We start from the raw sequence: 17,852 nt of genomic DNA on the forward strand, positions 1-17,852 counted from the left end.
GGAAGCGGTGACGAGAGTCAGAGGAAGAAGGTCACGCCTACGGTCTATCCGCCGGTGACGAGGAACGCGACCGGGACGGTGATGATCAGGGTCAGCACCACGCGCTGGAACCAGATGACCACCATGTGCCAGATCTTGATCGGGATGTCGGTGCCCAGCACGGCGGGGATCATCGAGGAGAAGAAGAAGATCTGCGAGATCGAGACGACGGCGACGATGAAGCGGAGCGTCTCGCTCGGGGCGTCGGCGACCAGGGTGGCCGGCAGGAAGAGCTCGGACAGGCCGATGGCCAGTGCCTCGGAAGCCAGCTGGGGGTCCGGGACCTGCAGCGCCCAGGTGAACGGCAGGAAGAGGAAGCCCAGCCAGGTGAACACCGGGGTGTAGAAGGCCAGCGTCAGGCCGATGAAGCCGACCGACATGATGCCCGGCAGGATCTGCATGGTCATCAGCACGCCGTCGGCGAAGTTGACCCACAGCACGCGCAGCACGCCGGGGCAGCGCTTGAGCACCTCCTCGGCCTCGCCCCAGGCGCGGCGCAGGCGGTTGGACGTGACCTGCTCCTCCGGATCCGGGTGGGAGCCGGGGTAGTACTCGTCCGGAATGCGCGACAGCGGCGGGATCCACACGATGATCGCGCTGACGATGAAGGTGATGATGAACGTCGCGGCGAAGTAGATGCCCCAGACCGGCATCAGGTCCAGGGTGCGTGCGATGACGACCATGAAGGTCACCGAGGCCGTGGAGAAGCACGAGGTGATGATCGCGGCCTCACGCGCCGTGTAGCCGCCGGCCTTGTAAACGCGGTTGGTGATCAGCAGGCCCAGCGAGTAGCTGCCCACGAAGGAGGCCACCGCGTCGACCGCGGAGCGCCCGGGCACCCGGTAGGCCGGTCGCATGATCCGCTGGACGAGCACCCCGATGAACTCCATCAGACCGAAGCCGACGAGCAGCCCCAGGAACACGGAGCCGACCGGGACGAGCAGGCCGACCGGGATGACCAGCTTGTCCATCAGGAAGGGACCGAGGTCCTCGCGGAAGAGGAAGGCCGGGCCGAAGTTGAACACGAGCATCGTCGCGACGACAGAGCCCAGGACGTTGAGGAAGGCGAAGACCCGGCGGGCCATCGACTGCTTCCAGCGCCCGGAGGCGAACTGGAAGACGGTGCCGGCCAGGATGATCGCGTAGGCGACGAACTTGTTGGCGTCGCCGAGCACGTCGTCGATGATCGTCACCAGGTGGTCCAGGAGGATCGAGTTGGAGCCCTGGTAGGGGAACGGCACGAAGAAGGCGAAGATGCCGATCGCGCTGTAGACGAAAAACCGCCAGCGCCCACGCACGGGCTTGTCCATGCGGCGCGCGCCGGGCGCCTGCGTGGGCGCCTCCTCGGGGCGTACCGGATCAGCGGTGGAGTTCTCGGACATGGTGTCCTCCGTTTCGGGGGATGGGCCGGGTCAGCGTTCGGCGGAACCGGACTCGTCGGGGACGCGCTCAGGCTCGGCGAGCCATTCGGCGATGAGGTCGTTGTGCTCCCCGAGCCCCGGGGCCGGCCGCGGGGCGACGGAGCCGTGCAGCTTGATCGGGGAGGCGAGGGTGCGGAAGCCGTCCGACTCCTCGGCGACGACGCCGCGTTCGCGGCCCAGCTCGCCGGTGAGGGCGTCGTGGACGTCGTGCACGCGCGACGTCGGGACGCCGTGCTCGGCGAGGTGCTTGAGCGCCTCGTCGGCGGTGTAGTCCGCCAGCTTCTCCTCGAAGAGGCGGCGGACCTCGTCGCGGCGCTCGCGGCGCGCGGCGTTCGTGTTGAAACGGGGGTCGTCGACCATGTAGCCCAGGTCGAGGGCCTCGGCGACGCGGCCGAAGAGGGTCTCGTTGGTCACGGCGATGACGACCTCGCCGTCCTTGGCCGCGTAGGTGCTGAACGGCACGGTCATCGCGTGGTCGTTGCCCACGGCGGTGGGGGTCTCGTCCTCGTAGAGCTCACGCATGGCCACCGATTCGAGGACGGAGACCAGCGAGTCGTACATCGCCAGGTCGACGTGCTGGCCGCGACCGGAGTGGTTGCGCTCGAGCACCGCGCCGAGGGTGGCGATCGCGGCGTAGAGGCCCGGGATCAGGTCGCCGAGGCTGACGCCGGTGCGCGTCGGGCGGCCGCCGGGCCAGCCGGTGACGGACATCAGGCCGCTCATCGCCTGCGCGACGAGGTCGTAGGCGGGCGCCTTGCTCATCGAGCCGGTCTGGCCGAAGCCGCTGATGCTCGTGATGATCAGGCCGGGGTTGGCCTCGAGCAGGTCCTTCGGGGCGATGCCGAGGCGCTCCATGACGCCGGGACGGAAGTTCTCCACCAGCACGTCGGCGCGCTTGGCCAGCTCGATGAGGGTCTCGCGGTCCTCGTCGGACTTCAGGTCGAGGGTGATGCCCTTCTTGGTGCGGTTGAACAGGCGGTAGTAGGCGGAGTGTCCCTCCCAGAACGGGCCGAACTCGCGGGAGTCGTCGCCCCAGGGGGTCTCGATCTTGATCACGTCCGCACCGAGGTCGGCGAGGATGGAGGCGCAGAACGGTCCGGCGAGGACCCGGGACATGTCGAGGACGCGGATGCCGTCGAGCGCGCTGCGGTGGTCGGCGGTGGTCATGGTGGTCTCCTTTCGGTCGGCCGCGGGCGGGCCCGATGCCGTAGGGCCCGCCGGCCCGGACTGCGGTGCGGTCCGGGCCGGCGGGCTCGAGGGGGTGTCTAGACGAAGGCGGACTCTCCGGTGATGGAGCGGGCGACGATCAGCTGGTTGATGTCGTAGGTGCCCTCGTAGGAGTAGAGCGCCTCGGCGTCGCAGAAGATCTTGGCCATGTGGTAGTCGGTGACCAGGCCGTTGCCGCCCTGCACCTCGCGGCCGAGGGCGACGGTCTCGCGCATCAGGCGGGTGACCTGGGCCTTGGCCAGGGCGGAGTGCTCGTTGTGGTCGGCGTCGCGGTCCTGCATGCGGTTGAGGGTGTACATCATCGACTCGGAGGCGATGAGGTTGCCCAGCATGGTGGCCAGCTTCGACTGGTTGATCTGGAAGGAGCTGATCTTCCTGCCGAACTGCTCGCGCTCGTCGGCGTAGTCCAGGGTCGCGTCGAGCGCCCCCATCTGCAGGCCGACGGCCTGCCAGCCCACGGTGGCGCGGGCGGACTTGAAGACCTTGTTGGTGTCCTTGAAGGTGTTGGCGCCCTCGAGCTTGTCGGCGTCCGGCACGAAGCAGTCGGTCAGGTGGATCTCCGCGTTCTGCACGGCGCGCAGCGCGATGCGGTTCTCCATCAGCTCCGCGCGGTAGCCCTCCGCGGAGGTGTCGACGACGAAGCCCTTGACCTGGTCGTCGGCGATGTCGCGGGCGTAGATGACCGCGTAGTCGGACCAGGTGGCGTTGCCGATCCAGCGCTTGGTGCCGTTGAGCTTCCAGCCGCCGTCGACCTTCTCGGCGGTGGTGCGCATGCCCTTGGCCACGTCGGAGCCGGCCTCCGGCTCGGTGATCGCCAGCACGCCGGTCTTGCGCACGGCGTAGAGGTCCGGCAGCCAGCGCTGCTTCTGCTCCTCGCTGCCGAGCAGCTCGATTGAGCCGGTGAACAGGCCGTCGTGGCCGCTGAAGAACGTGCCCACCGAGGCGTCTGCGCGGTGGATCTCGGCGGTGACCAGGCCGGCGAGCAGGCGGCTGCGGCCCTTGTGGCGCACCAGGCTGATGATGTCGAGGTCCGCGATGGAGTCCATCAGCTCGTGGGGGAACTCCCAGCGGTTCCAGTAGTCCGCGGCGACGGGCTTGACGGTGTTCTGCGCCCAGTCGCGCACCTTCAGCAGGATCTCGCGCTCCTCGGCGGAGAGCTCCTGCTCGAATCCGTAGAAGTCGCCCTCGGGGTAACGTCCGGCCATTGTCTCGGTCCTTTCTCTGCGGCTTGTCGTCTGCTGCTGTTGTCTTCGTGTCTCTCGGTTCTTCTTCGGGTTCGCGCCACCGGCGCGGTGCTCGCCGCGTCGCCGGGGCAGTGCCCCACCGACGCGATGCACCACCGCGGCGCGGCGCCGCCCAGGCGGCGCCTGGGCCGCAGCCGGCGCACCCGACGTGGGGCACGCGCGGCGTCGGCAATCGGATCAGTCGCGCTGGTTGAAGTCCATCGGCACGCGCACGCCGCGCTCGTCGGCGACCTCCTTGGCGCGGGAGTAGCCGGCGTCGTAGTGGCGCAGCACGCCCATGGCGGGGTCGTTGGTGAGCACGCGCTCGAGCTTCTGGGCGGCCAGCTCGGTGCCGTCGGCCAGCGAGACCTGGCCGGCGTGGATGGAGCGGCCCATGCCCACGCCGCCGCCGTGGTGGATGGACACCCAGGTCGCACCGGAGGAGGTGGCGGTCAGGGCGTTGAGCAGCGGCCAGTCGGCGATGGCGTCGGAGCCGTCGATCATCGCCTCGGTCTCGCGGTAGGGGCTGGCCACGGAGCCGGAGTCGAGGTGGTCGCGGCCGATGGCGATCGGCGCGGAGATCTTGCCCTCGGCGACGAGCTCGTTGAAGCGCACGCCGGCCTTCTGGCGCTCGTCGTAGCCGAGCCAGCAGATGCGGGCGGGCAGCCCCTCGAACTCGACGTACTCCTCGGCGGCGTCGAGCCAGCGGTGCAGGTGCTCGTTGTCCGGGAAGAGCTCCTTGAGCGCCTCGTCGGTGACCTTGATGTCGGCCGGGTCGCCGGAGAGCGCCACCCAGCGGAAGGGCCCGAGGCCCTCGCAGAACAGCGGGCGGATGTAGGCGGGCACGAAGCCGGGGAACTCGAAGGCGCGGTTGTAGCCGGCGTGGCGGGCCTCGTCGCGGATGGAGTTGCCGTAGTCGAAGACCTCGGCGCCCTCGTCCTGGAACTCGACCATGGCCTGGACCTGCATGGCCATCGACTCGCGGGACTTCTTGGTGAAGGTCTCCGGGTCGTCGGCGGCCTCGCGGTGCCAGTCCTCGACGGTGATCTCGCTGGGCAGGTAGCTCAGGGGATCGTGGGCGGAGGTCTGGTCGGTGACGACGTCGACGGTGATCTCGCCGGCGCGGTGGCGGTTGAGCAGCTCGGGGAAGACGTCGGCGGCGTTGGCGACGATGCCGATGGAGACGGCCTCCTTGTCCTCCTTGGCCTGGCGGGCGCGGGCGACGGCCTCGTCGAGGTCGGTGTAGACCTCGTCGAGGTAGCGCTTGGACTGGCGGCGCTTCAGGCGGGTCTCGTCGACGTCGGCGATCAGGCAGACACCGCCGTTGAGGGTGACGGCCAGGGGCTGGGCGCCGCCCATGCCGCCGCAGCCGCCGGTCAGGGTCAGGGTGCCGGCGAGCGTGCCGTTGAAGCGCTTCTGGGCGACGGCGGCGAAGGTCTCGTAGGTGCCCTGCAGGATGCCCTGGGTGGCGATGTAGATCCAGGAGCCGGCGGTCATCTGGCCGTACATGATCAGGCCCTCGGCCTCGAGCTTGCGGAACTCCGGCCAGTTGGCCCAGTCGCCGACGAGGTTGGAGTTGGCGATGAGCACGCGCGGGGCCCACTCGTGGGTGCGCAGCACGCCGACGGGCTTGCCGGACTGCACGAGCAGGGTCTCGTCCTCCTCGAGGTCCTTGAGGGTCTCGACGATCTTGTCGAAGGCCTCCCAGCTGCGTGCGGCCTTGCCGGTGCCGCCGTAGACGACGAGGTCCTCGGGGCGCTCGGCGACCTCGGGGTCGAGGTTGTTCATCAGCATGCGCAGCGGCGCCTCGGTCTGCCAGCTCTTGGCGCTGAGCTCGGTGCCGCGCGGGGCGCGCACGGTGCGCGGGCCGGACTGGGCGGTGTCGGTGTTCTGCTCGGTCACTGTTCCTCCTCGGGTCTGCGACATCCGGGCGCGGCCGGTGCGGCGCGCTATGTCGTGGATCAACTGTGACCGTGACGGTAACGGCGGTCACATGTGGCGCGGTAGATCTGTCGAGGGGGTGGTGTCTGGTATCCGAGACAGTGCAGGCAGGCGCAGTTAAATTGACGACGTCCCGGTGGTCGCCGGCGGCGGTGCCGTGCGGGCGGGTGCGGGGAGGCGTGGGCGCCGGGGCCGGGTGCGGTGTCGGTCGCGGGGTTGGGCTGCTGGGCACGCGCCTCAGCGCGCGCCGAAGACGGCCGCGCCAAGCGCGGCCGAGGCCTCCCGCAGGCTGCGCACCAGGCCCGCGCGGCCGGCCTGGTCGAGGCTGTCGAGCGGGTGGGTGACCGTGATCGCGGCGGCCGGGCGGCCCAGGTGGTCGCGCACGGGCACGGAGACGGACTCCTGGCCGCGGGCGACGGCCTCGCGCTCGAGGGCGAAGCCGCGGGTGCGGATCTCGCCGAGCTCCGCGAGCAGCCGGCGCAGCGTGGGGCGGGTGGTGCCGGTCGATGCGGCGAAGTCGCCGGTGGCGGGGGTGGGGTTGAGGTCTGCGCCGGCGCTGTGTTCGGCGGCAGGCGCGGCGGCGTCCGCGTCGCCCGCCGACGACGGTGCGGGAACCGGGGCGGGGCCCGACGGGACGTCGGGAAGGCTGGCCAACACGGCCTTGACCTGGGCGTCGTTGAGCACGGAGAGCATCGCCAGGCCGGAGGCGGTGCGCAGGGCGGGAAGCCGCACGCCGACGTCGGTGATCAGCGCCTGCGCGCCGGGGGAGCGGACCTCGACCAGGTAGACGATCTCGGGGCCGACCAGCCGCGAGAGGTGCCCGGAGCCGCCGGCCTGCACGGCCAGCTCGCGCAGCCGCTTCTGGCCGAGGCGCACCAGCGGCTGCTGGGTCGTGTAGGCCTGGGCCATCTCGTAGGCGGCCACGCCGAGTCCGTAGGTCTGCTCGCCGGGGATGTGCATGACGAATCCGGCGGCCTCCATCTCGCGCAGCAGGTGGTAGGTGCTCGAGCGTGGCAGGTCGAGCTCGGCGCGGATGCGCGCGGCGGAGACGGGTACGTCGATTCGCGAGAGCAGCGCGAGGATGCGCAGCGTGTTCCGGGCGGCGGGGACCTGGGCCATGGTGCAAGTCTCGCATCCGAGACGCGCCGGTGGGTCGAGGCGCGGCGCGCCGGGTGCGCGGGAACTAGGGTGCGCGGCATGTACACCCCCTTTGACCCCGCAGACTGGACCGGACGCGACGACGGACCCGGGCGCGAGCACGCCCGCTGGCACTCGGTGATCGAGGGCCTCGACCCGCGGGAGGCGGGTTCGAGTTCTGGCTCGGGTGTCGGGGGCGCCTCCGGTTCCGGTGCCGGGGCCGCCGGGGTGGCGCTGCTCGGCTTCGAGAGCGACGAGGGCGTGGAGCGCAACGGCGGGCGCCGCGGCGCGGCGGCCGGGCCCGCGGCGATCCGCTCGGCGCTGGCCAGCCTCGCCGTCCACGACGAGGTGGCTCGCGCCGACGCCGGCACCGTGCGCACCGAGGACCCGGACCTGGAGGGCGCGCAGCGCGAGCTCTCCGACGCCGTGCGTGACCTCGTGCGTGCCGGGCGCCTGGTGGTCGCGCTGGGCGGCGGCCACGAGATCGCGTGGGCGACGCACCGCGGGCTCTTCGAGGCGGTGACCGGTTCGGGTGCCGCAGGTTCGGGAGCGGGCGATTCCGGCGCGGGCGACGCCGCGCCGGCACCGGCGGGGGAGCGCGGGCGCATCGCCGTGGTGAACCTGGACGCGCACTTCGACCTGCGCGCCGCGGACCGCCCGACCTCGGGCACGCCGTTCCTGCAGATCGCGCGCCTGCATGGCGCGGGCGGTCCCGCGGCGGACGCCCCGATCCCGGACTCGGCGCCCGCTGAGCAGTCCGAATCACACGACTTCGACTACACGGTGCTCGGCATCTCGGAGCCGAACAACACCCGAGTCCTCTTCGAGACCGCCGAGGCTCTCGGCGTGCGCACCGTGCTCGACGACGAGCTGGCGGAGATGACCCCGCAGCAGGCCGGCGAGCTGGTCGCGAAGGCCGTGGCGGACGCGGATCACGTGCACCTGAGCATCGACCTCGACGGGCTGCCGGCCTCGGTCGCGCCCGGTGTGAGCGCGCCGGCGGCGGTCGGTGTCAGCCTGGCGCACTACCGGGCGATGGCGCGCGCGGCGGCGGCCTCGGGCAAGCTGCGCCTGGTCGACGTCGCCGAGCTCAACCCCGAGTTCGACGTGGACAACCGCACCGCGAAGGTCGCTGCCCGTCTGATCAGCGACATCACGAGCGTCGAGGGCTGACTCCGACCCCCGGAACAACAAAAAGAGAGGGGGACCGCCCGGGCGCGAGGCATGGAGTCGGGCGCCCGGACGATCCCGGTCTCTAGAACGGCACCCCGCTGCGCAGGATGACGTTGGCGTAGGGCGTGGTCTCGCCGGTGCGGACCACGAAGCTGGCGTCGGCGACCCGGGCCTTGAGCTCCTCGTGGTCGACCTCGTCGAGCTCGACCTCGGCGGGCACGATCGCGCGGATCTCCTCTGGGGCCTGGGTGGCGATGGTGGCGTGCTCGATCTCGAGCACGTCGGTCAGCGCGTCGAGGACGTCGACGAAGCGGGGGATGCCGAAGACGATCGCGAGGTCGATGACGGGCACGTCCGCGGGCACGGGCAGGCCGCAGTCGGCGATGACGAAGGTGTCGGTGTGGCCCAGCCGGGCGAGGCGTCCGGCCAGCGGGGCGTTGAGGATGCCCTTCTTGAGCATGGTGTTCTCCTTTACTGGTGCTCGGCGACGTTCTCGGCGGTCACGGTGACCACGTCGACGGGCAGGACGTCGGCGACCTCCTTGCCCTGCAGCAGCAGGGCGGCCTGGTCGACGGCGGCCACGCCGAGCTGGTCGGGCTGCTGGGCGATGGTGGCGGCCATGGTGCCGGCGGCCACCGCCTCAAGGCCCTCGAGGGTGCCGTCGAAGCCGACGACGGCGATGTCGTCACCGGCGCGCCCGCCGACGGCCTCGATCGCGCCGAGCGCCATCTCGTCGTTCTCGGCGAAGATGCCCACGACGTCGGGGTTGGCCTGCAGCAGGTTGGACGCGACGTCGAGACCCTTGGTGCGGTCGAAGCCGGCGGTCTGCATGCCGACGATCTCGATGTCGGGGTACTTGGCGATGCCCTCCTTGAAGCCCTGCCCGCGGTCGCGCGAGGACGACGAGCCGGCGATGCCCTGCAGGACGATGATCTTGCCCTTGCCACCGATGGCCTTCGCCATGGCGTCGGCCGCCTGGCGCCCGCCGGCGATGTTGTCGCTGGCCACGTAGGAGGCCAGCTCGCCGCCGTTGGAGGTGCGGTCGACGGCGACGACGGGGATGTCGGCCTGGTTGAGCGCGGTCACGGAGTTGGCCACGGCGTCGGAGTCGACGGGGTTGGCGATGACCACTCCGGTGTGCATGGCCGCGGCGTTGTTGAGCTGGTCGGCCTGCTTGAGGGCGTCGTCGCCGGCGTCCTGGATATTCAGCGGGATGCCGAGCTCCTCGGCGCGTTGTTGCGCGCCGTCGCGCACCTGCACGAAGAACGGGTTGGACTGCGTGGACAGCGCCAGCGTGATCTCCTGCTCGGCCTCGCCGCGCCCGCATGCGCTTAACGACGTCGCGAGTGCCACGGCGGCGACCAACGCTGCGGCCCGGCGGGCGGGACGGGCTGCGCCCGCCCGACGGCCGCGTGACCGGTTGATGAACGTGAACATGTTGTGCTCCTCTGTCCTTTCCGGGTGCGGTCGCTACTGGGCGATGGTCTTGTTGCGGATGACATCGAAGCCGACGGCGGCGGCGATGACGATGCCGATGACGATCTGCTGCCAGAAGGAGGAGACGTTGAGCAGGTTCAGGCCGTTGCGGATGACGGCGAGCAGCAGCGCGCCGACGAAGGTGCCGGTGGCCTTGCCACGGCCGCCCGACAGCGACGCGCCGCCGATGACGACGGCGGCGATGGCGTCGAGCTCGTAGCTGACACCGGCCTGCGGCTGGGCCGAGGACAGGCGGGCGGTCATGACCAGGCCCGCCCAGGCGGCGAAGAGCCCGGAGAGGGTGTAGACGGCGATGAGGATCTGGCGCACGGGCAGGCCGGACAGGCGGGCGGCCTCGATGTTGCCGCCGATGGCGTACATGGAGCGGCCGAGCACGGTGCGCGAGAGCACGAACCAGCAGATCAGACCGGCCAGGAGCATCATCACGATCGGCATCGGCAGGAAGCCGACGTCGGTGCCCATCCAGTTGACGGCGTCCGGGCTGGGCTGCGGGGAGCCCTCGGAGATGACCAGGGTCAGGCCGCGGGCGATGGACATCATCGCCAGGGTGGCGATGAAGGCGGGCAGTTTGCCGTAGGCGATGGAGGCGCCGGCGATCGCACCGCAGGCCAGGCCGGTGAGCAGGCCGAGGATCAGGGTGATCCAGCCGGGTAGGGCCATCTCGGCGAAGGAGTATGCGGTGACCATGCCGCCGAGGGCGGCCACTGCGCCGACGGACAGGTCGATGCCGCCGGTGACGATGACGAAGGTCATGCCGAAGGCCAGGATGGCGATGGCGGCGGCCTGCACGCCGACATTGATGAGGTTGTCGACGCTCAGGAAGTGCGGGGTGGCGATGACCAGGATGACGATCAGGGCGATCAGGCCGACGAGGGCGCCGTTGTCCATCGCCCAGTTGCCCAGGCGGCGGCCGAACGAGGGGGACTTCTCCGCTGCGGCGGTGGCGCCGGAGCCGGGGGAGGCTGTGGTGGTGGTCATTGCTGGTTCTCCTTCTCGGCGGTGTCGGTGCCGGTGCGCCCGGCGGTGTCGGTCGTGTCGGTGCTTGTGGTGCCAGTGCTGTCGGAGTCGGTGGAGTCGGTGGCGTCGGAGAGGCGGGAAACCGCGAGGGTCATCACCTCGTCCTGGGTGGCCTCGGGGGTCAGTTCGCCGGCGAGGCGTCCGCCGGACATGACGAGGATGCGGTCGGACATGCCGAGGACCTCGGGGAGGTCCGAGGAGACCATGAGCACGCCGCCACCGGCGGCGGTGAGGGTGTTGATGATGTTGTAGATCTCGACCTTGGCGCCGACGTCGACGCCGCGGGTGGGCTCGTCGAGAAGCAGGACCATGGAGTTGGCCATGACCCACTTGCCGAAGACGGCCTTCTGCTGGTTGCCGCCGGACAGATCGCGCACGGGCTGGTCGATGCCGGCCATGCGCACGCGCAGCTTCTCGGCGACGGAGTTCGCCAGGGTGCGCTGGCCCTTCAGGTCGGCCAGACCGGCGGTCGCCGAGGACGACAGGGTGGCCAGGCCGATGTTCTCGCCGACGGAGGCGTCGAGGACGAGGCCCTGGTTCTTGCGGTCCTCGGGCACCAGGCCCACGCCGTGGTCGATCGCGCCCTTGACGTCGCCCTTGCGCAGCTTCTTGCCGCGCACGGTCACGGTGCCGGAGTCGTAGGAGTCGGCCCCGGCGATGGCGCGGACCAGCTCGGTGCGCCCGGCGCCGACAAGGCCGGCGACGCCGACGACCTCGCCGCCGCGGACGGTGAGGCTGACGTCCTCGAACTTGCCGTCCGAGGAGAGGTGCTCGACGACGAGCAGCGGTTCGCCGGGGGTGCCGGCCTGGCGCGGGTACTGGTCGTCGATGTCGCGGCCGACCATGAGGCGGACGAACTCGGCCTCCTCGGTGTCGGGGGCGACCTCGGCGACGAACGAGCCGTCGCGCAAGACGCTCACGGAGTCGGAGATGCGCGCGATCTCGTCGAGGTGGTGGGAGATGAAGACCATGCCCACGCCGGCGGCCTTGAGCTCGTCGACCACACGGAAGAGCTGGTCGATCTCGTGGCCGGTCAGCGAGGCGGTGGGCTCGTCGAGGATGAGGATGCGGGCGTTGGTGGACAGCGCCTTGGCGATCTCGACGAGCTGCTGGCGGGCCACGGACAGCTCGCCGACGGGGGTGTCCAGGTCGGCCTCGAGGCCGACGCGGTCGAGCGCCTCGGCGGCGCGGCGGCGCAGTTCGGTGAAGTTGACCAGTCCGCCGCGCGCCGGGGTGCGCCCGAGCATGATGTTCTCGGCGACGGACAGGGTGGGCACCAGGTTGAGTTCCTGGTAGATGGTGGCGATGCCGAAGGACTCGGCGGTCTTGGTGTCGGGGATGCGCACGGGCTCTCCGTCGACGAGGATCTCGCCGGAGTCGGGTTCGTGCACGCCGGCCATCATCTTGATGATGGTGGACTTTCCGGCGCCGTTCTCGCCGAGCAGGGCCTGTACCTGGCCCGGGCGCACGGCCACGGAGACGTCGTCAATCACTCGGACCGGGCCGAAGGACTTGCTCACGTGGCGCAGCTCGATCAGCGGCGCGGTGTCTGGGGCGGTCATCGTTCACCTCCTGGGGTGGTGGCTGATGGTGGGGAGGGGTGTCGGTGTTCAGGGGATCTGCGGCACGGAGCGGCGGGCGATCAGGCGCGTGGGCACGCGGACGTGTGCCGGGGTGCCGGTGGGATGGGTTTCAGTTGTGGCGTCGCCGGGGGTGCCGGTGACGAGGGCGGTGAGGATCTGCAGGGCGGTCAGGGCCATGCGGCGCACGTCCTGGTCGATGACGGTGATGGGGCGCGGCTGCAGGTCGAACAGGGGCTGGTTGTCGAATCCGATGACGGCGATGTCGACGCCGACCTCGAGGTCGCGGCGGTGGCACGCCTCGATGACGCCGACGGTCATCATGGAGTCGCCGGCGAAGAGGGCGGCCACACCTTGGTCGATGAGTTCCTCGGCGCCGTGGCGCCCGAGTTCCTGCTCGTAGCCGCCGTGGAAGACGTGCGAGGTGTCGAGGCCGAGTTTGGTGGCGGCGGAGATGAAGACCTCGAGGCGCTCGCGTCCGGTGGAGGTGGACATCGGCCCGGAGAGGTAACCGACGGGCAGGCTGCCGGCGTCGGCGAGCAGCTCGAGGGCGGCGGTCATGCCGGGGCGCGGGGCCGAGGTCACCGTCGGAATGGTGGGCGTCGTCTGCGGTGCAGGTGTGTTTGCCGACGCCGCGTCCTTGGCGGTGCCTGCCGTCTGCGGTGCCGGGTCGGGCAGGGTGCGGTCGACGAGGACGACGGGAGTGCCGCCGGCGGCCAGTGCCCGGATCTGGGCGGCGCAGTCCTCGTGGGGCACGCAGATGATGCCGGCGACGCGCTGGTCGGTCAGGGCGTTAAGCGCCTTGGTTTGCTCGGTGGCAGACTCGTTGGTCGCGGCGACGATGGTGGTGATCCCCCGGGTGGCCGCGTGCTCCTGGATCGCGGTGACCATGGCGGCAAAGTAGTGGTTGACCAGGCTGGGCACGACCACGGCGATGGTGGTGGAGCGCGACATGCGTAGCGCGCGGGCCTGGATGTTGGGGCGGTAGCCGATCTCGGCGGCGGCCTGGGCGACGAGTTCGCGGGTGGCCCGGGAGATGCGGTCGCTTCCGGCGAGGGCGCGGGAGGCGGTGGACACGGAGACGTCGGCGGCGCGTGCGACGTCCTTCAACGTCGGGCGGTGTGTGCGGCTGACGGTCATGTCGACTCCTCGTCTCCCGTGCCACGGGGGTGGCGTGCAAACGTTTGCACTAGAGTCAACGCTAGCCAGGATGTGGGGCGGGGGCAAGAGGCGGGGGTGGGATGAGATCGGATCGTGACCGGGGGAGGGTGGGGGAGATTTCTTTAACTTGCCCGGTAAGCTTGTTGGCGCGAATGGGCGCGATTTGCATCCCGGGATCTACTTGTGTTGGAGGTGGGCGATGGCTTACACGGTTGAGCTCGCCATAGTTCTAACCGGGGCGAGTCGTGATCAGCTCTACAGGTGGAATCGGGATGGCCTTTTGGTGCCAGAAATTTCACAGGACCCGTATGAAGGCTTCTTATGGTCTTTCCGGGATATTCTTGCGCTTCGGACAATGGTTCGGCTTCGGATGCGCCATTCGCTACAGGAGATTCGTAAGGCTTACGAGAGTCTCCGTGAGCTCAACTTGACGGACCATCCTGCTGGAGTGACTCTCATCGAGGACGAGCGTGGTATCTATCTAGTGGAAGCAAACGGGGAAGAGATCACTGATCTCTTGGGCGTTAAGCATCACATGGTCTTCCCAACGCTTGTCGACGTTATGGATCAGTTCCCGCATCCTCATGAGGATGGGGTCGTCGTTGATCTTCGCGCTCCCAGAGAACGGCTCCGCGTCAACGAGCATCGCCTCGGGGGTCATCCGACGGTTGGTGACACCCGGATCCCATATGACGACGTAGCGGCACTGGTTGCAACCGGCGAGGTCCGACCAGAAGAGGTTGCGGAATATTATCCCGGAGTGACCGCTGAGCATGCACGCCAAGCTGTTGATCTCGCAGCGCAAGTCGACGCAGGGCAAGGGTGGGTTCCCCTGGAGAATGCGGGGCGTACAGCGTGAAGGTTGTGATCGACGCCAATGAAATGCCTCGATTGGCTCAGCTGCTTGGGAATTTGTTTACGGATATAGAGTTTGTTCATGTAAGAGACCTGGGGTTGATGGAGGCGTCAGATCAGCAGCTTTTCGAGGAATTGAATTCTCGAGGTTTCGATTTGCTGATCACGAGAGATCTGAATCAACTGCGGAATCCAGACGAGATGGAGGGGTTGCGAGGGTCTGGCCTGAGCTGGATAGGGCACAAGGAATCGAAGAAGAATGGGCTAGCTGGTTTGCGCGAGATTCTCGCGACCTATTCTGTGGCATTGCCACACGTGCAGAGTGTCCTGCGGGAGTCTGGGGAGGCCATGTATTTCAAGCTAAGAAAGCTACCGGCGGGTGCCTCGCAGCTGATCCAGTACGCGCGCAACTTCCGCGACGGAGAGGCGTTCAAGCTGCCACGCTGAGCCCTGCATCGCTAAGCGATGGGAAATGGTGGGACTGATCGCTGGAGTAGCTAGGTATCAATAGAAAGTGTTTACTTCCGTCGGGGCTCTAAGACGAGACGGATCGCTGGTCCTGCTTCTACCCGGGGGTCTTCCCATAGCTACCCTCCGCGCTTCGGGGCTTTCGTCCGTGCCCAAAGTAGTCTTTCCTTCATGGCAGACATCGAGACGGCGGACATCACCGCCGCGCAGGACAGCCTCGCCCCCGGCGTCCTCGGCGAGGTTTGCGACGAGAAGTGGCTGGCCACTTCCGTCAACACGGTGGAGGAGCCCGCCGGCACCGCCTACGAGGTCCACACCCGCGGCGTCTCGGACTACGTGCGCGACCAGACGGCGACTTTCTTCACCTCCCTGGAGCCGGTCGAGGTCATCGACCCCACGGACGTCACCCGGAGACGGACACCTCCGGCGGCTACCGGCACTCCCGCATCTGGCTCGAGTCCACGCTGCGCAACACCCCGGTGCCGCTCTACCAGCCGAAGCTCTCGGTGGCGGACCAGATGCTGCTCGATCTGCTGGGCCGGTACTCCCCCCTGGATCGCCCGTGTGTCGGATACGCACTGGTGGTGACCAAGCTCGACCGCCTAGCCCGCTCGGTGGCAGGGGCCCATGCCACCGCCCGGGAAATCGAGGCCACGGACGTTCGGCTGCAGGTTGGCGCGGACACCTACGACCTGGCGGGGCCCATGGGTGCGCTGATGTTCAAGATGGTAGCGACCATCGCCCAGCTCAAAGCGGACCTGATCTCGGTACGCACGGAAAAGGGCATGGAGGTCGCTCGCCAGCGCGGTCACTCGAGAGGTATTCCACCGAAGCTCATGAAGCGGCAAGGGCAGCTGGTCAAAGAGTGGCCTCCGGCCGACAAGATGAGCTATCGAGAGGTGGTCGCCGCCTTTGGCGTCTCCGCATCGACGATCACGAGGACGAACCGGCACCTCATTGAGGCTGGCGAGCTGGACCCGGATGACCTACAGCGAACGGGAGCCGGATGCCACTTGTTAGTACACGTGTTCGATGAACTTTCAGTTCATGTCCCGTCAGCCAGCTAGTGTGAATGCTGGTAGGGCGCAACACAAAGGATAAACAACGATGAGCCACCAGAAACTGACCCAGAGCGCGGTATGGGATACTGCCGACAAGCACCTGCGCAATGTCGTGGAGCCGCACGAGTATGGCGACTACATTTTGCCGTTTACAGTTCTGCGCCGCATTGAATGTGTGCTGGAGCCGACGAAGCAGGAACTCCTCGATGAGATCGAGAGTCTCAAGGCACGTGAAGTCGCGCGCGGTGAGCGTGATGCGGACGCTGACAATGCCGTGCCGCTGACGAGCGGGTCGATCTCCCGGCTTGACTCAATGGCACGTCACGGGCTGCAGCTGCCGTTCTACAACACGTCAACGAAGTCGCTGAAGCGCATTGCCCAGACTGACGATGCGCTGATTGACGCGATGGAGGAATACCTTTCAGGGTTTTCCGAGGACATCGATGACATCTGGGTGAACTTCGAGTTCTCGGACAAGATTCACAAGCTCGACGCGGAAGGCATTTTGTTGCCCATGATCCGCCACTTCGCCAGTCTCGACCTGTCGCCGGAAACGATGGACGAGTACTCGATGGGCGACCTCTTCGAGAACCTGATGTACCGCTCCTTCTCGCTCAAGGGTGCGGGTGCCGGCGCTTTCTACACCCCGCGCGATGCTGTGGCGTTGGCTGTTGATGTGCTGTTGGCCAGCGATGACCACGGGCTGACGGAGGCAGGCGCGAGGCCGGTGCGCTCTGTGTATGATCCCACCGCGGGTACCGGAGGCATGCTGATCTTCGGTGCCAAGGGTATTAAGTCGATGAACCCCAACGCAACGGTGGACATCTTTGGCCAGGAGAAGATGCCGGTTGCATACGCCACGGGTAAGTCTGACATCCTCATTGCGGGTGGCCGTCCTGACTCTGTGCGCAAGGGTAATACCCTGTTGGAAGACCTCTACGAGGGCATGACCTTCGATTACGTGCTGTCAAATCCGCCGTTTGGCTCGGACTGGTCGAATGAATACGAGTCCGTCCTGGAGGAGTCGGCGGTTGATGGCACGCGCTTTGGCCACGGCCTGCCAAGTAAGAGTGATGGCCAGTCACTATTTATGTGCCACGTGGCACATAAGCTGCGCCCTGCCGGTCCTGACGGCCAGGGTGGCCGTGGTGCGGTGTTCTCTAATGGGTCGCCACTGTTCACAGGTGCACCGGAGTCAGGCCCGGACTCGATTCGTAAGTGGCTGTTGACTTCGGATCTGGTGGACTGCATCATCCAGTTGCCGACGAACATCTTCTACGGCACCGGTATCTCGACCTACGTTTGGATTCTCGACACCAACAAAGAGGATCGTCGCAAGGGTTACATTCAGCTCATTGACGGCTCCGAGTGCTGGCAGCCCATGGCCAAGGGCATGGGTGACAAACGACGCGAGATCAGCGAGTCCGGGCGCCTCAAGATTCTGGCGGAGTACCAGGCCTTCGAGAACACTTACATGTCTCGCATCGTCACCGCGAATGACCTGGGCTTCAAGGATGTGCCAGTGAAACGGCAGGCTCGTTTGCGTGTCGTCGTCACCGATGAGTCACGCGACCAGGTGCGCGCGCATGAGAAGGGTGGCGAGGAGTATGTCGCGCTGTTAGACGGTCTTGACGGCTTGGGCTTCGCTGAGCTGGAAAAGACGCTCAAGGCGCGCGCCAAGGGTGCAGGTCTGAAACTGCCAGCAACACTGAAGAAGGACATCATCGCGGCGATTACGGTGCATGACCCCGAGATAGAGCCAGTGATTGATAAGAAAGGCAAGCCGGTACTCGACCCCCTGTTCTCGATGACAGAGCGCATCCCACTGAGTGAGGATGTCGATGAGCACATGGAGCGCGAGGTGGTGCCGTTTGCATCAGATGTGGTTTGGGACGAGTCCAAGGCGAAGACCGGCTACGAGATTCCGTTTACCAGGATTTTCTACAAGCCCGAGCCGGTACGGGATCTCGACGAGATCGACGCCGATGTCCAGCGCGTCATGGGTGAGTTGGCTGAACTCTTCGAGTCGGTGAAAGAGTGATGGAAGCCATG

The 17,852-nt window shown here is 67.8% G+C and carries 16 protein-coding genes; 6 read left to right on the forward strand and 10 right to left on the reverse strand.

The window, feature by feature from the left end; genetic code table 11:
• Positions 1-44 precede the first annotated feature (44 nt).
• From CFRA_RS00350 to CFRA_RS00370, 5 genes are all read right to left on the reverse strand, one after another.
• Positions 45-1,421 carry a YjiH family protein gene (locus CFRA_RS00350; RefSeq protein ID WP_245797601.1) on the reverse strand — a complete coding sequence of 459 codons (1,377 nt, stop codon included), beginning with the start codon at positions 1,419-1,421 and terminating at the stop codon, positions 45-47.
• 30 nt (positions 1,422-1,451) lie between these two features.
• Positions 1,452-2,627 carry a CaiB/BaiF CoA transferase family protein gene (locus tag CFRA_RS00355; RefSeq protein WP_075662975.1) on the reverse strand — a complete coding sequence of 392 codons (1,176 nt, stop codon included), beginning with the start codon at positions 2,625-2,627 and terminating at the stop codon, positions 1,452-1,454.
• A 98-nt stretch (positions 2,628-2,725) separates the two neighbouring features.
• Complete coding sequence (locus tag CFRA_RS00360; RefSeq protein ID WP_075662976.1) at positions 2,726-3,892, reverse strand: acyl-CoA dehydrogenase family protein; 1,167 nt, start codon at positions 3,890-3,892, stop codon at positions 2,726-2,728.
• A gap of 216 nt (positions 3,893-4,108) precedes the next feature.
• Positions 4,109-5,812 (reverse strand): urocanate hydratase, encoded by a 1,704-nt coding sequence (locus CFRA_RS00365; RefSeq protein WP_245797603.1) that lies wholly within the window; start codon positions 5,810-5,812, stop codon positions 4,109-4,111.
• 276 nt (positions 5,813-6,088) lie between these two features.
• On the reverse strand, positions 6,089-6,970 hold the full coding sequence (locus CFRA_RS00370) for an IclR family transcriptional regulator (RefSeq protein WP_075662978.1): 882 nt from the start codon (positions 6,968-6,970) through the stop codon (positions 6,089-6,091).
• 78 nt (positions 6,971-7,048) lie between these two features.
• Between CFRA_RS00370 and CFRA_RS00375 the strand changes: the two genes are divergently transcribed.
• Positions 7,049-8,161 (forward strand): arginase family protein, encoded by a 1,113-nt coding sequence (locus tag CFRA_RS00375; protein ID WP_075662979.1) that lies wholly within the window; start codon positions 7,049-7,051, stop codon positions 8,159-8,161.
• Between the two features lie 82 nt (positions 8,162-8,243).
• Here CFRA_RS00375 and rbsD read toward each other — a convergent pair whose 3' ends face one another.
• The 5 genes from rbsD to CFRA_RS00400 form a co-directional block, all read right to left on the reverse strand.
• Positions 8,244-8,621, reverse strand: a complete 378-nt coding sequence (gene rbsD, locus CFRA_RS00380; protein ID WP_075662980.1) for a D-ribose pyranase — start codon at positions 8,619-8,621, stop codon at positions 8,244-8,246.
• Between the two features lie 11 nt (positions 8,622-8,632).
• Complete coding sequence (locus CFRA_RS00385; protein ID WP_075662981.1) at positions 8,633-9,598, reverse strand: substrate-binding domain-containing protein; 966 nt, start codon at positions 9,596-9,598, stop codon at positions 8,633-8,635.
• Between the two features lie 33 nt (positions 9,599-9,631).
• Positions 9,632-10,546 carry an ABC transporter permease gene (locus CFRA_RS00390; protein WP_156888024.1) on the reverse strand — a complete coding sequence of 305 codons (915 nt, stop codon included), beginning with the start codon at positions 10,544-10,546 and terminating at the stop codon, positions 9,632-9,634.
• Between the two features lie 86 nt (positions 10,547-10,632).
• Positions 10,633-12,237: a sugar ABC transporter ATP-binding protein gene (locus tag CFRA_RS00395; protein ID WP_075662983.1), complete on the reverse strand. Its 1,605-nt coding sequence runs from the start codon at positions 12,235-12,237 to the stop codon at positions 10,633-10,635.
• Positions 12,238-12,285: 48 nt separating this feature from the next.
• Positions 12,286-13,395, reverse strand: a complete 1,110-nt coding sequence (locus tag CFRA_RS00400; RefSeq protein WP_075662984.1) for a LacI family DNA-binding transcriptional regulator — start codon at positions 13,393-13,395, stop codon at positions 12,286-12,288.
• A 583-nt stretch (positions 13,396-13,978) separates the two neighbouring features.
• Here CFRA_RS00400 and CFRA_RS11765 point away from each other — a divergent pair.
• The 5 genes from CFRA_RS11765 to CFRA_RS00420 all read left to right on the forward strand — a co-directional run bounded on the left by CFRA_RS11765 (position 13,979) and on the right by CFRA_RS00420 (position 17,841).
• The gene (locus CFRA_RS11765) at positions 13,979-14,275 is read left to right on the forward strand and encodes a DUF433 domain-containing protein (protein ID WP_245797779.1); all 297 of its coding nucleotides are present in this window, start codon (positions 13,979-13,981) and stop codon (positions 14,273-14,275) included.
• Entirely contained in the window at positions 14,272-14,718 is a 447-nt protein-coding gene (locus CFRA_RS11500) for a PIN-like domain-containing protein (protein WP_156887921.1), read from the forward strand. Before CFRA_RS11765 ends, CFRA_RS11500 begins: the two co-directional genes overlap by 4 nt.
• 192 nt (positions 14,719-14,910) lie before the next feature.
• Positions 14,911-15,327: a hypothetical protein gene (locus tag CFRA_RS11505; RefSeq protein WP_156887922.1), complete on the forward strand. Its 417-nt coding sequence runs from the start codon at positions 14,911-14,913 to the stop codon at positions 15,325-15,327.
• A complete protein-coding gene (locus tag CFRA_RS00415) occupies positions 15,324-15,806 on the forward strand; it encodes a recombinase family protein (protein ID WP_169842148.1) in 483 nt (160 codons plus the stop codon). The genes CFRA_RS11505 and CFRA_RS00415 overlap by 4 nt, the downstream gene beginning before the upstream one ends.
• Before the next feature lie 40 nt (positions 15,807-15,846).
• Entirely contained in the window at positions 15,847-17,841 is a 1,995-nt protein-coding gene (locus tag CFRA_RS00420) for a type I restriction-modification system subunit M (protein WP_075662987.1), read from the forward strand.
• Positions 17,842-17,852 lie beyond the last annotated feature (11 nt).

Origin of the sequence: Corynebacterium frankenforstense DSM 45800 (assembly GCF_001941485.1) — a bacterium.
GTDB lineage: Bacteria > Actinomycetota > Actinomycetes > Mycobacteriales > Mycobacteriaceae > Corynebacterium > Corynebacterium frankenforstense.

Bases quoted from the DNA above. Each gene is read 5' to 3' on its own strand.
- CFRA_RS00350 (WP_245797601.1), bottom strand. From the start codon at position 1,421: ATGTCCGAGAACTCCACCGCTGATCCGGTACGCCCCGAGGAGGCGCCC.
- CFRA_RS00355 (WP_075662975.1), bottom strand. From the start codon at position 2,627: ATGACCACCGCCGACCACCGCAGCGCGCTCGACGGCATCCGCGTCCTC.
- CFRA_RS00360 (WP_075662976.1), bottom strand. From the start codon at position 3,892: ATGGCCGGACGTTACCCCGAGGGCGACTTCTACGGATTCGAGCAGGAG.
- CFRA_RS00370 (WP_075662978.1), bottom strand. From the start codon at position 6,970: ATGGCCCAGGTCCCCGCCGCCCGGAACACGCTGCGCATCCTCGCGCTG.
- CFRA_RS00375 (WP_075662979.1), top strand. From the start codon at position 7,049: ATGTACACCCCCTTTGACCCCGCAGACTGGACCGGACGCGACGACGGA.
- rbsD (WP_075662980.1), bottom strand. From the start codon at position 8,621: ATGCTCAAGAAGGGCATCCTCAACGCCCCGCTGGCCGGACGCCTCGCC.
- CFRA_RS00385 (WP_075662981.1), bottom strand. From the start codon at position 9,598: ATGTTCACGTTCATCAACCGGTCACGCGGCCGTCGGGCGGGCGCAGCC.
- CFRA_RS00390 (WP_156888024.1), bottom strand. From the start codon at position 10,546: ATGGACAACGGCGCCCTCGTCGGCCTGATCGCCCTGATCGTCATCCTG.
- CFRA_RS00395 (WP_075662983.1), bottom strand. From the start codon at position 12,237: ATGACCGCCCCAGACACCGCGCCGCTGATCGAGCTGCGCCACGTGAGC.
- CFRA_RS00400 (WP_075662984.1), bottom strand. From the start codon at position 13,395: ATGACCGTCAGCCGCACACACCGCCCGACGTTGAAGGACGTCGCACGC.
- CFRA_RS11765 (WP_245797779.1), top strand. From the start codon at position 13,979: ATGGATCAGTTCCCGCATCCTCATGAGGATGGGGTCGTCGTTGATCTT.
- CFRA_RS11505 (WP_156887922.1), top strand. From the start codon at position 14,911: ATGGCAGACATCGAGACGGCGGACATCACCGCCGCGCAGGACAGCCTC.
- CFRA_RS00420 (WP_075662987.1), top strand. From the start codon at position 15,847: ATGAGCCACCAGAAACTGACCCAGAGCGCGGTATGGGATACTGCCGAC.